The following is a 12,154-nucleotide window of genomic DNA, read 5'->3' as shown; positions in this document are numbered from 1 at the left end:
GGATGTTAGCCCTCCAATTCGTAACGGTAATCCTCAACCACCGTGTTTGCCAAAAGCTTTTCACACATCTGTTTGACTTGGCGCTCCGCCTCTGCACGGTCATCCGTGTTCAGGCTCAGCTCCATATATTTGCCGATGCGCACACTTTCAACTTCCTGAAAACCCATCGAATGCAGCGCTCCTTGCACCGCCACTCCTTGCGGATCAAGTACGCCCTGCTTAATTGTGACATAGACCGTAGCTTTCAACATATTCCTCTGGTTCCTCCTCAGGTTAGATAGAATGAGCTTATAATTTAGTTTCAATGATAAGTGCTTTGATGCGTGCATAGAGGCCGCTCCGGTTACGGATCGTTCTTCCGATCGCTGTTGCTTCTTCAGAACGATTCCGTCCCCTCCGCTGCTTTTGATCGTTTCAGACACCAATTCTGATTTGAAAATTAAAACTGCAATTCATAGAAATAATGAATCAAACCTCTGAAACCCTTAGGCCTGCTCGGTCAATCTGTGGTAGATATCCAAATAACGTCGTTTCGTTTCCTCCACCACTTTTGCGGGAAGTGGATCCGGCTGGCTGTTCTTGTCCCATGTCGTAGAATCCAGGTATACGCGTACAGGCTGCTTGTCCATACTGTCGATTTCGATGTCCAGCGCGTAGTTCTCCTTAGCCCAGAACCGGGAAGAATCCGGTGTGAAAATCTCATCGATCAGGATCACTTTTCCATTCAGAATGCCAAATTCAAACTTGCAGTCCGCCAAAATAATCCCGCGCTCCGCACAGTATTCCTGGGCAAATCTGTACAGCTTAAGACTCTTCTCCTGTAGCTCCAAAGCGAGCTCCTCTCCGATCATGGTCTTCATCTGCTCCATCGAAATGTCTTCGTCATGGCCGACGTCGTTTTTCGCCGCAGGCGTGAAGATTGGCTCCAGAAAAGCCTCGTTTTTACGCATGCCTTCCGGAAGCTTGATCCCGTTGACCTCACCAGTAGCCTGATACTGTCTCCAGCCGCCTCCGGTGATATAACCTCTGACCACGCATTCCATATCGATGCGCTCCGCTTTGCGAACAACCATGATCCGGTCCTTCAAAAGCGCTTTGTCCTTTGCAATATCTCCGAGGCGCTCCACATCGGTATGCACCACATGGTTGTCCATCAGCTCTCCGGTCTTTTCAAACCAGAATGCGCTGAGCCGGTTCAGAACGTTTCCTTTTTCCGGAACGGCCGGGTCCAGCACATAATCGTATGCGGAAATCCGGTCCGTGACGACGATGAGCATGTGTTCCCCCAAATCATACAGCTCACGTACCTTGCCTTTGTAAAGCAGCGGCGCATCAACAAGTTCCACAGCAGTGGATACAGCCGGTGATGTCATGTGAATCCTCCCCATTTTTCCTTCATCATCTATCCCAAGTCACTCTATCAAGCGATTGAAGCTTAAATCAGGCCCAGCTTTTTGAAAATGGTGTCGACATGCTTCAGGTGCCAGGAAGGATTGAAGGCATCTTCAATGTCTTCCGCGCTGAGCACGTTTGTAATTTCCGGCGTCGCTTCCACGATGTCGCGGAATTGGCGCTGCTCTTCCCAAGCCTGCATCGCGCGCGGCTGTACTGTATCGTACGCTTGCTCGCGGCTGAAGCCTTTGTCGATCAACTTGGTCATTACGCGTCCGGAGAACGGAACCCCGAAAGTGCGGCCCATGTTGCGCTTCATATTTTCCGGGAACACCGTCAAGTTTTTCACGATATTGCCGAAGCGGTTCAGCATGTAGTTCAGCAGCATGGTCGCATCAGGTAAAATAATACGTTCTACCGAGGAATGCGAGATATCGCGTTCATGCCAGAGCGCTACATCTTCGTATGCTGTCACCATATGTCCGCGGATCACGCGGGAAAGACCAGAAATGTTCTCGCAGCCAATCGGATTGCGTTTATGCGGCATGGCCGACGAACCTTTTTGACCCTTGGCAAAAGCTTCTTCCACTTCGCGGACCTCACTCTTTTGCAGGGCGCGGATTTCAGTCGCAAATTTATCGAGCGAAGTTGCGATCAGCGCGAGTGTAGCCATATATTCGGCATGACGGTCACGCTGCAGCGTTTGCGTCGAAATTGGTGCAGGGCTGGTACCCAGCTTTTTGCAGACGAATTCCTCGACAAAAGGATCGATATTCGCATAGGTGCCGACAGCGCCGGAGATTTTTCCAAACTCCACGCCTTTCGCCGCATGACGGAAACGCTCCAGATTCCGCTTCATTTCCTCATGCCACAATGCCATTTTCAGTCCGAATGTAGTCGGTTCAGCGTGTACGCCGTGCGTACGGCCCATCATCGGAGTATCCTTGTAGGCAATGGCTTTGTCCTTCAAAATGTCGATGAAACGGATCAAATCCTGTTCGATAATTTCATTGGCCTGGCGAAGCAGGTAACCCATTGCGGTGTCCACCACGTCAGTCGAAGTCAGGCCGTAATGCACCCATTTGCGTTCCTCGCCAAGGCTTTCCGATACGGTACGCGTAAAAGCAATAACGTCATGACGCGTTTCCTTCTCAATTTCATAAATACGATCAATATTAAAAGTGGCATTCTCACGCAGCAGCTTGGTGTCTTCCTTCGGAATAACCCCGAGCTCCGCCCAAGCTTCACATGCGCACAGCTCCACTTCAAGCCATGCCTTAAATTTGTTCTCTTCGGTCCAGATGGCCCGCATTTCCGGTCTGCTGTAACGTTCGATCATTGATTATCCTTGCCTCCAAATATGAGTTTGTTCTATCCAGTCCAGCGCATGCTGAACGTCCTTGCATAACAGATTGATATGGCCCATTTTACGGCCTATCTTGCTTTCATTCTTTCCATATAAATGAAGCTTAGGCACGACACCGAATTCATCAAGCGCATTGTCCGGTACGCCCGTCCGCTTCACGACCTCTTCCAAATGCTGTCCGAGCACATTCACCATCACGATGGGGCTCAGCAGCGTGGTATCTCCGAGCGGCAGATTGCAAATCGCCCGCACATGCTGCTCAAACTGCGAGGTAGCGCATGCTTCCATCGTGTAATGCCCAGAGTTGTGAGGACGCGGAGCCACTTCATTCACGTACAGCTCTCCATCCTTTGTCACGAACATTTCCACGGCGAGAAGACCTGCCACATTCAAGCTTTCCGCCAGCCGCTCCGCCAGCTTCCGCGCTTCCCGCTGGATGCTTTCTGCTATTCTAGCCGGCACAATCGACAAATGAAGGATACCATCCACATGGATATTTTCCGAAACAGGAAAACTCTTCACTTCGCCTTTGGGGCTCCGGGACGCAATGACGGAAATTTCCGCCTGAAAAGAGATGAATTTCTCGAGCACAAGCTCTCTTCCGGCAGCCGCTAATTCCCGGTATGCGGCTTCCAGTCCGCCTTCCGATCGGATGACCGCTTGTCCCTTTCCATCATAACCGCCGGTTGCTATTTTCAGCACGCATGGGAGGCCAAGCTCCTCTGCTGCTTGTGACAAGCTCTGTAAATCCGTAATTTCACGATATGGCGCCACGGGCACACCCGCGGCTTCAATCGCCCGCTTCTCCCGTAATCGATGCTGCGTGGTATACAGCAGGGTGCTTCCCTGCGGTACATGCGATTCAGATTCGAGTAGAGCGGCGACGCCTGCGTCCACATTTTCAAATTCATACGTAATGATATCGGATGCCAATGCCAGCTTCCTTGCCGCCGCTTCATCGCTGTAGGAAGCTTCGATCTGCGGTGCCACCTGCCCGCATGGCGCCGACGGCGTCGGGTCCAGCGTAATGAACCGGTACCCCATCGCCGTTCCGGCGAGCGCCATCATCCGTCCGAGCTGTCCTCCACCCAATACGCCGATTGTCGATCCTGGCAGGAGGGTTTTTGCATTCACCTGCTGACTGATTTGCTGTTCCTTACTCATAACGATTCACTGCTTTCCAGCACTTCATTGCGGATATGATCCCGCCGTGCCTGTATCCGGTTTTGAATGACAGAATCTGCGGCTCCAAGAATTTGGGCTGCCAGCAGTCCGGCATTGGTCGCTCCCGCCTGGCCAATCGCCACCGTTGCTACTGGAATTCCACCCGGCATCTGCACGATCGATAGCAGTGAATCCAGTCCGTTCAGTGCCTTAGTCTGCACCGGTACACCGATCACGGGAAGCACCGTTTTGGCGGCGACCATCCCTGGCAAATGTGCAGCTCCGCCGGCACCCGCGATGATGACCTTAATGCCCCGCTCCGCCGCTTCTTCTGCAAAGGTAAACATCAGATCCGGCGTACGATGCGCGGATACGACTTTTTTCTCATATGGAATATTCAATTCATCCAGCACCTTGCAAGCGTGCTGCATCGTTTCCCAATCCGATTTGCTGCCCATGATGACAGCGACCGATGCTGACATGATTACGACCTACTTTCCTGTGGTTTTTAGGATATCAAAGCCGAAAATAAGACCAAAAAGCCCGGTCCCAAGAAAAGTTGGATTTTCAGGATACCGGACCATGTCAGGAATACGTATGCTGCGTCAAACGATACATGCACAAAAGGCAGACGCCAAGGCGAAAGAGGCAGCTTGCAGCTTAAGCCTCCCTTGGGGGTATTCCCTCGTAGTCCGGAAATTTACGGTCTCCGGGTAGAAACTTCCGGGCCTTATTCCCGGCATTATACGAGCATTTTTCAATTGTTAGGTTGATGATTGTCGAAATCCTTCGAATGAAGGAGGCTTACATCTATCAGTTTAACAATCCCCTACATCACATGTCAACTAAAACACGAACAATTAAAAGAATCGCATATTTAATGTTCGTTTTTTACCTCATCCCGCCTAAAAAGCAAGCCAGCATACCTTTAACCTCCGGCACACTGGCTTACAATTTCTATTTTTTAGTTACTTAATAACAAGAACAGGTATACGGGCATGCTGCACCACGTTGTGACTGACACTGCCAAGCACGAATTCACGAATTCCGCCGAGGCCGCGGCTGCCAATCACGATGACATCCGAGCCTTTATCCTTGGCATAGTTCAAAATCGTTTCCGCAGGAGCTCCCTGGATCATTTCCACGTTGAAGTTCACGCCTTCGTCTGCGAGACGCTTCTTCGCTTCTTCAACCGTCTGTTCAGCCAGATCGTAGAAATCCTTGTTCACGGAAGCCGGAATCGGAGCGAGGCCTTCACCGATGAAGATACGCGGAAAGTCGAATACATGCACGACTTGAATGACCGAATCGGGATTCGCTTTAGCGAGCTCAATCGCGCGATCCATAGCCTTATTAGAAGCTTTCGAGCCATCATAAGCAAGAAGAATTTTGGAGAATAACATGTGAGCCACCTCTTCTTTTTCTATTTTGTTATACTAAACTGTTTAGCAGCAAAACTTAGCTTAGAAAATAAGCATACAGAACGGCATTCACAAACAACAACAGAGGGATGCCAATGCGGAAGCTCAGATGACGCGTCTTATGACGCTTGCGATACATCGCGATCCAAACACCCAGCGCCCCGCCAATCGCTGCAAGCAGAAACAGCGTTTTCTCAGGCACGCGCTCGCGCCTGTTCCTTGCCCTCTTCTTATCCTCTGACATCACCAGGTAGCCCACTGCATTGATGAAAATAAACCATACCCAAAGGGCCGTTCTCACCGGGGAACCACCTCCGTTCTTACTTCATTATAAATCCGAAAGCCTGCCGGAAACAATGTAAAACTATGAATGCACTTCAGATTCGTTAAAAGCTTAATAGATTCCATAGTCTAAAACATGGAGCCATGGTCGGAGTTACTTATCGTTTTTCTGCTCCATCGCCGCTTTCAGAAGCTCTCCCAGATTGGAGACAGCTGCAGACTCCTGACTAGAATATTGCTGCACCAGCTTGCGTGCTTCCTTCTTATTGACATGCTTGTTGTCTTTATTCATCGTTTCGGTAATACCGCACGGTAGACACTGCACATACAGTCCCGCCTTGCCTTCCTTGATCTCCATTTTCTTGTGGCACTGCGGGCAGCGGCGGTTCGACAAGCGCTTCTCATCCGAGCGGCGGTAGCCGCAATCGTCGCTAGGGCACACGAGCATTTTGCCGCGCTTGCCTTTTTTCTCAAGCAGACGCGTGCCGCACTGTGGACAATGGCTGTTCGATACATTATGAGGCTTATAGTCGGCAGAACTGTTCTTCACCCCGGCAACGAGCTCCATGGACATGCCGCGGATCCCCTGCAGGAAAGGCTCCGGCTGTCCCTGGCCGCGGGCGATTTTCTCAAGCTCGGCTTCCCAGCGGGCGGTAAGCTCCGGTGTACGCAGCTCCGAGGCCACCAGCTCGATCAGCTGCTTTCCTTTTCCCGTCGGATGCAAAAGATTGCCTTGACGCTCGATCGTATCCGAGTTAATCAGTTTTTCAATGATATCCGCACGGGTGGCAGGCGTACCCAGTCCATGCTTTTCCATCTGCGTGAGCAGGCTGGCTTCCGTGTAACGCTTCGGAGGAAGTGTTCTGCCGCTTTGTACATGGACACGCTGTACTTTTACGGAATCGCCCTCATGCAGTTCAGGCAGTAAGGAAGGGCTGTCATCGCTCTCTCCGTCATTGTCATCATCCGAGAGATCATCTGCATCAGCGCCATACACTTCCCGCCAGCCTGCATCCTTGATCGTCGTGCCTTTGACATGCAGCTGTTCTCCTTCAACCTGAACGATCACGCTCACATTGTCGTAACGTGCTGGAGGGTAGAACAAGCTGATAAAACGGCGCACGATCAGATCATAGAGCTTTCTCTCTTCCGTGTTCAGCTGATTGAGCAGCACGGTCTCTTCCGTAGGAATAATCGCGTGGTGGTCGCTAACCTTGGAATCGTCGATAACCCGTTTGCTGGTAGGCAGATTTTTGCGAAGCAGCGGCCGGGCAAGTGCTGCATATGGTCCAACAGCAACGCTCTCCAGGCGCTCCTTCAACGTATGTACCATATCGGAAGTCAAATAACGGCTGTCCGTTCGCGGGTAAGTAACCAACTTATACTGCTCATACAAACGCTGCAGCACATTGGAGGTCTGCTTCGCAGAAAAGCCGTACTTGCGGTTGGCATCCCGCTGAAGCTCGGTAAGGTCATAGGCTAGCGGATGCGGCTCCACCTTCTCCGTTTTCTTAACCTGGCTGACCTTGCCGTATTGACCCTCAAGCTTCTTCTTAAGCGATTCGGTGTTCTGACGCTCGAAAATGCGGGCATCCCCGTTTTTCCCCCGCCACGTTGCCGAGAAGTTTCCAAAGTCTGCTTTGAGCGTGTCATATTCCTGGGAACGGAAATTCACGATTTCATTTTCCCGGTCCATGATCATCCCGAGCGTCGGGGTTTGTACCCGTCCAGCAGACAGCTGTGCACCGAATTTGACGGTTAACGCGCGGGTAACGTTCAGCCCGATCATCCAATCCGCTTCCGCCCGGCAGCGTGCCGATTCGTACAGTCGGTCAAACTGGTTACCCGGACGCAAAGACGCGAAGCCTTCCTTGATCGCTTTATCCGTTTGGGACGATATCCATAGACGCTGGAACGGTTTGTTCCAGTGAGCCATTTTCATGATCCAGCGGGCCAAAAGCTCCCCTTCACGCGCCGCATCAGTTGCGATGATCAGCTTGTTTACATCCTGACGCTTGGTCAGCGACTGTACGACTCTGAACTGCTGGCCGGTTTCGCGCAGCACCTTTAGCTTCATCGTTTTCGGCAGGATCGGAAGATCCTCCAGATTCCATGTGGTATACTTGTGATCGTAATCTTCAGGCTCTGCGAGACCGACCAAATGCCCCAGTGCCCAGGTCACAATATATTGAGGGCCTTCAAAATATCCCTTGTGCTTTTCCCTGCTTCCCATAACCCGCGCAATTTCGCGAGCCACGGATGGTTTTTCAGCTAATACGAGTGACTTCATAACGCTCCCCTTTCTAAAGATATCAAATAGCATGATCTACTTAATGGATCCGCATTCTGATAACGCTGATGTCCATTATACCATTCATCGGCCTGCGTCATGAAATGTGCTGCTCTTTATATGTAAAAATCCCTTTCGGAACGCATCGCATCGCAGATACGAATCTCGCGAACAGTGCCGAAAGGGACTTCTATACCTTGTACCGCTTTTTGTTACCTTATACTTATATGAAAGATGCAAAGCTGCTTTAGATATTACCGCTCTTGTTTCGGAATTCCGTTCAGGCTGGGCGGAACCTTGGCTGCCTTATCCGGATCCAGCGTGATGACTTCCTCTTTTCTGCTGGCACTGTTCTGCTGGTTTTTGATTTTTAGCGATTTATGATGCGGCACGACTATCCCCCCTTTATGTTATGAATCCCCTAATTCAGTTTTCTTTATCCACGCAAACAAAATTAGTCCTTAGAGCCTATATAATGATGAATTATGAAAAGTGATTCTTCAAAATGAGATAAAATTATAGATATTTTTGTCTATTTTTGATAAGTTTAGATTGGTTATAAAAACCAATGCAGCATACGAAGGATAACAAGCCATATCATTTGAACTAGGCGGGGTGAACAAACAAATCCATTGTGAAATAAAACACATGATTTTCAGGGTACTTAGTCTCAGTCTAAACGCATCATGAAAACCATATATAGGAGGACAGACAGTGAAGGCTCGTCATATATCGTTAAAATACAAGCTGGTTTTATTACTTATTCCCTTTGTTATCGTTATATTTATGGTTGTTCTACAGTTAAACATCAACACATTAAAGGCAAGCTTATCCCGGGATTTGGAGCATGAGCTTGAAGGTGTCGGGAATTTGACGGCAATGCAGCTTGATCCGACTCAAATTAGTTCTTTAGTCAATCAGCCGGGTAAAGATAATCCCGATTTCGAAAAAGTACAAAACCAGTTGGACTATATAAAAAAAGTACAGGGGACCATGGCCTCCAGCTATGTATGGAAGATCAAGGAGGGCCAAGCCTATTCGGTTGTTTTTACATCCGATCTGAATGGGGAGGAAATTCATTTTAACAAGCCCGTGGACGGATTGTCGCCTGTTAATTTGAATGCAGCGGTACAAGCCTATGAAACCGGCACACGACAAATTACCGATATGTATACGGATACCTTCGGCTCACGGAGAACGATTATGATGCCCATTCGAAGTGAAGGAAAGGTCATTGCCGTTCTTGGAGTCGACTATTCCTCCGGATATATTAATGATATTGTGAACGCGTCCCGAACCAAGCAAATCATCATCACTCTCATTGGTATCGTCGTTACCGGAGCCATTATTTATTTTATTATCCACAGGCTGCTCATGCCACTTCAGAAAATCGTACAAATGGCTAATAAAATAGCGGATGGCGATCTCACCACACAAGATTTTACAGTGGATTCTAAGGACGAGATCGGACAGCTGGTCAACTCAATCGGCAAAATGAACAGCCATCTCCGTTCGCTTATCCACAATATTCAGGAGAAGGCCAAGCTCATGATGAGCTCCTCGGAGCAGCTTCAATCGGGTGCTTCCAAAACGGAGGATTATTCCTTATCCGTTACAAAGGATATTACCGAGGTTGCCGGACAGACGACAACGACCTCCAAAATTGCCGATGAAACGGTGATTGTTCTGGAGGAGACGTCCCTCGGCATTCAACGTATTGCCGAGTCCACCTCATCTGCTTCGGAGGAATCCAATCAGATGGCTGAAAACGCCGAAGCCGGTAACAAGGCGCTTCAGGAAATGACGAACCAGATGGAATCGATCCATGTCTCGGTCGGAAAAATCTCGGAAGCGCTTCATCAGCTAAACCTGCGTATTACGGAGATAGGGACTTTTACCAATCTGATTACAGAGGTCTCCCAGCAGACCAACCTGCTCTCGCTCAATGCTTCGATTGAAGCGGCGCGCGCAGGAGAGCATGGGGCAGGCTTTGCAGTAGTGGCAAGCGAAATCCGTAAACTGGCTGAAAGCACCAGTAAATCCGCGGCGGGCATCTCCGATCTGGTAACGCGCATCCAGGAGAGCACCCATGATTCGTTGGCAGCAGCAGAACATGGACAGCAGGAAGCCACGCGCGGCATGTCACTAACAGTGGAAGCCGGTCAGGCCTTCAGCCGCATTCTGAGCTCCACAAGCAATGTGGCGATGCAGATGCAGGAAATATCCGCTTCCCTACAGCAGATTTCTGCTTCATCTGAAGAAGCGACGGCATCGGTTACCGAACTGAAATATGAAGCAGGCAATATTTCCCGTACCTCTGGCCAAGTATCGGATGCCGCCGGTAAGCAGATGGATTTCATCCAGGAAATCAGCAAATCCACCCAGTCCCTAAGCCTCGTCAGCCGACAGCTGCAGGAACTGATTATGGTGTTTAAAGTTTAACTGCATGATTCGCAAAAAAAAGCCGGAGTGTAAGCTCCGGCTTTTCGCTGTATTGGGGATCAGATTCTTATTTTACCTGCATTTACTCCTCAGCTGTCACCAGACAGGCTTCAAAAAAGGAACCTCCATCCGGTGCTTGTCCCTTAAAATAAAGCGTTCCATCAGCAGCATCCGAACGGTAAACCGCTATTTCATCACCAGCTAACGCCTCATGCTGGTAGGTGATTTTAAAAGATTGAATCTTCAGTTGATCGAGTTCCTCTTTACGGAGTGCATCCATAACCAGATCCGCATAACGTGAATTGTTCAGATGCCCGTTTGCGTCAATGCCGCTGTAGCGGACAACCGAACGATATACCTCGTGCATGGCTTCATTTTCGGGGATTTTCACTTTATCAGGCGCCTCTCCTGCCGAATCATCCGCATTCATCGGTACCTCTATGGTAAATGCGGATGGACGCAGTACCTTGCGTTTTTCTATATCCACCAAAGCCCAGATACTGCAAGCTTCAGCAATCACTTTACCTTCATTGTCCAAGATCCGGAAATCACGCTGCCATAAAGCACCCTTCGATCCTTTGTTCCATGTATGTATCGAAATATTCTCCAGTGCCCGTGGTATGCGCTGAAAGCGCAGCTCCATCGTAATGAGCATCCATCCCATTCCCTGAGCAATCATCTCATCACGAGATGCTCCCAACCGTTCCAGGTCGGCATCAGCCGTGCGCTGCATCAATGCAAGAATGACGGACAAGCGTGCTTCCGATTTATAATCAATGTCATTGGAATGAATAAGGTAGTTCTCGTTCCATTTAATATCCATCAAGCGTTCACTCTCCTGTATTTTAATCATACCCTTCCTCACCCTTGAATACCAGGCCAAGAAGCAGAGTAAATATCGCCTAACGAAAATGAACGCTACGACAGTACCGGTGTGAACGCTAACACTCTGATATTCTGTATTTTCTGCCTTGAGTTATCCTCATGTTTATAACTGATCGGCAAAATAGCCGCGTCAGTTATTTTTTCATATAAAACTGTGTATTATGGGGATGAATTTGTGAATTTGTGGAGAACTTTTTGTGAGATTCTCTAAAGTAACAAATTTCGATTGATTTTTCTGTGTACAAGTCTTTTTTTCGAATGGAAAAGAGATGAGGTTGTGGATGAACTACAATCAATTTCATCAAGCTATCCACATATGGGGACAAAAAAACCACTGTCAATTATTCATCAACAGTGGTTCTTCGCTTGGCAGCTTCCTACTCTCCCAGGACCCTTCGGTCCAAGTACCATCGGCGCTGGAGGTCTTAACGGTCGTGTTCGGGATGGGTACGCGTGGAACCCCTCCGCCATCGCCACCAAACGAGATTTTTCCGGTCGATTCTCTCCCTGAAAATCTTCAGGAAAATATCTGACACTAGAAAAGTCATGCAGCTTAGACTGCAGTTCAGATGTTTGATCACCTGAAAACTAGATACGAAACGATTTGCATGTTTTAGAATTTGTTTTCGAAGCTGCTCCGATGCAAAGCGTAACGCTTCCGAAGCCAGTTTTTCTTCGAAAAACTTTTAGGATAAGCCCTCGACCGATTAGTATTGGTCAGCTCCATGCATTGCTGCACTTCCACCTCCAACCTATCTACCTCGTCGTCTTCAAGGGGTCTTACTAATTGGGAAATCTCATCTTGAGGGGGGCTTCACGCTTAGATGCTTTCAGCGCTTATCCCTTCCGTACGTAGCTACCCAGCCATGCTCCTGGCGGAACAACTGGTGCACCAGCGGTACGTCCATCCCG

The 12,154-nt window shown here is 49.2% G+C and carries 11 protein-coding genes, 2 rRNA genes and 1 riboswitch; of the genes, 1 reads left to right on the top strand and 12 read right to left on the bottom strand.

What is annotated here, in order from left to right; genetic code table 11:
- Positions 1 to 5 precede the first annotated feature (5 nt).
- From purS to MUG84_RS20365, 9 genes are all read right to left on the bottom strand, one after another.
- Positions 6 to 251 (bottom strand): phosphoribosylformylglycinamidine synthase subunit PurS, encoded by a 246-nt coding sequence (gene purS / locus MUG84_RS20405; protein ID WP_244728304.1) that lies wholly within the window; start codon positions 249 to 251, stop codon positions 6 to 8.
- Positions 252 to 485: 234 nt separating this feature from the next.
- Positions 486 to 1,373, bottom strand: coding sequence for a phosphoribosylaminoimidazolesuccinocarboxamide synthase (locus tag MUG84_RS20400; protein WP_244728302.1), 888 nt, complete (start codon positions 1,371 to 1,373; stop codon positions 486 to 488).
- A 62-nt stretch (positions 1,374 to 1,435) separates the two neighbouring features.
- The gene (purB, locus tag MUG84_RS20395; protein WP_244728297.1) at positions 1,436 to 2,731 is read right to left on the bottom strand and encodes an adenylosuccinate lyase; all 1,296 of its coding nucleotides are present in this window, start codon (positions 2,729 to 2,731) and stop codon (positions 1,436 to 1,438) included.
- A gap of 3 nt (positions 2,732 to 2,734) precedes the next feature.
- On the bottom strand, positions 2,735 to 3,922 hold the full coding sequence (gene purK, locus MUG84_RS20390; RefSeq protein ID WP_244728295.1) for a 5-(carboxyamino)imidazole ribonucleotide synthase: 1,188 nt from the start codon (positions 3,920 to 3,922) through the stop codon (positions 2,735 to 2,737).
- Positions 3,919 to 4,404: a 5-(carboxyamino)imidazole ribonucleotide mutase gene (purE, locus tag MUG84_RS20385; protein ID WP_244728293.1), complete on the bottom strand. Its 486-nt coding sequence runs from the start codon at positions 4,402 to 4,404 to the stop codon at positions 3,919 to 3,921. The genes purK and purE overlap by 4 nt, the downstream gene beginning before the upstream one ends.
- Positions 4,405 to 4,590: 186 nt before the next feature.
- Positions 4,591 to 4,692: riboswitch (purine riboswitch) on the bottom strand.
- A 198-nt stretch (positions 4,693 to 4,890) separates the two neighbouring features.
- Positions 4,891 to 5,325: a universal stress protein gene (locus MUG84_RS20380; RefSeq protein ID WP_244728291.1), complete on the bottom strand. Its 435-nt coding sequence runs from the start codon at positions 5,323 to 5,325 to the stop codon at positions 4,891 to 4,893.
- Between the two features lie 55 nt (positions 5,326 to 5,380).
- Entirely contained in the window at positions 5,381 to 5,644 is a 264-nt protein-coding gene (locus MUG84_RS20375; protein WP_244728289.1) for a DUF1294 domain-containing protein, read from the bottom strand.
- A gap of 135 nt (positions 5,645 to 5,779) precedes the next feature.
- Positions 5,780 to 7,915 carry a DNA topoisomerase III gene (locus MUG84_RS20370; RefSeq protein WP_244728287.1) on the bottom strand — a complete coding sequence of 712 codons (2,136 nt, stop codon included), beginning with the start codon at positions 7,913 to 7,915 and terminating at the stop codon, positions 5,780 to 5,782.
- 254 nt (positions 7,916 to 8,169) lie between these two features.
- Complete coding sequence (locus tag MUG84_RS20365) at positions 8,170 to 8,307, bottom strand: hypothetical protein (RefSeq protein WP_244728285.1); 138 nt, start codon at positions 8,305 to 8,307, stop codon at positions 8,170 to 8,172.
- 322 nt (positions 8,308 to 8,629) lie between these two features.
- Between MUG84_RS20365 and MUG84_RS20360 the strand changes: the two genes are divergently transcribed.
- Positions 8,630 to 10,357 (top strand): methyl-accepting chemotaxis protein, encoded by a 1,728-nt coding sequence (locus tag MUG84_RS20360; RefSeq protein ID WP_244728283.1) that lies wholly within the window; start codon positions 8,630 to 8,632, stop codon positions 10,355 to 10,357.
- Between the two features lie 82 nt (positions 10,358 to 10,439).
- On the opposite strand, the gene MUG84_RS20355 is transcribed toward MUG84_RS20360, so the two are convergent.
- The 3 genes from MUG84_RS20355 to MUG84_RS20345 form a co-directional block, all read right to left on the bottom strand.
- A complete protein-coding gene (locus tag MUG84_RS20355; RefSeq protein ID WP_244728280.1) occupies positions 10,440 to 11,210 on the bottom strand; it encodes an acyl-[acyl-carrier-protein] thioesterase in 771 nt (256 codons plus the stop codon).
- 396 nt (positions 11,211 to 11,606) lie between these two features.
- A 5S ribosomal RNA gene (rrf, locus tag MUG84_RS20350) occupies positions 11,607 to 11,723 on the bottom strand.
- Between the two features lie 206 nt (positions 11,724 to 11,929).
- A 23S ribosomal RNA gene (locus tag MUG84_RS20345) occupies positions 11,930 to 12,154 on the bottom strand; the annotation flags it as partial.

It is taken from the genome of Paenibacillus mangrovi, assembly GCF_022898935.1.
GTDB classification, from domain to species: domain Bacteria; phylum Bacillota; class Bacilli; order Paenibacillales; family Paenibacillaceae; genus Paenibacillus_AQ; species Paenibacillus_AQ mangrovi.
This window is presented reverse-complemented; position numbering and strand designations above follow the sequence as displayed.

What these genes read in the sequence shown, in the direction of transcription:
- purS (WP_244728304.1), bottom strand. Translation starts at nt 251, where the DNA reads ATGTTGAAAGCTACGGTCTATGTCACAATTAAGCAGGGCGTACTTGAT.
- MUG84_RS20400 (WP_244728302.1), bottom strand. Translation starts at nt 1,373, where the DNA reads ATGACATCACCGGCTGTATCCACTGCTGTGGAACTTGTTGATGCGCCG.
- purB (WP_244728297.1), bottom strand. Translation starts at nt 2,731, where the DNA reads ATGATCGAACGTTACAGCAGACCGGAAATGCGGGCCATCTGGACCGAA.
- purK (WP_244728295.1), bottom strand. Translation starts at nt 3,922, where the DNA reads ATGAGTAAGGAACAGCAAATCAGTCAGCAGGTGAATGCAAAAACCCTC.
- purE (WP_244728293.1), bottom strand. Translation starts at nt 4,404, where the DNA reads ATGTCAGCATCGGTCGCTGTCATCATGGGCAGCAAATCGGATTGGGAA.
- MUG84_RS20380 (WP_244728291.1), bottom strand. Translation starts at nt 5,325, where the DNA reads ATGTTATTCTCCAAAATTCTTCTTGCTTATGATGGCTCGAAAGCTTCT.
- MUG84_RS20370 (WP_244728287.1), bottom strand. Translation starts at nt 7,915, where the DNA reads ATGAAGTCACTCGTATTAGCTGAAAAACCATCCGTGGCTCGCGAAATT.
- MUG84_RS20355 (WP_244728280.1), bottom strand. Translation starts at nt 11,210, where the DNA reads ATGATTAAAATACAGGAGAGTGAACGCTTGATGGATATTAAATGGAAC.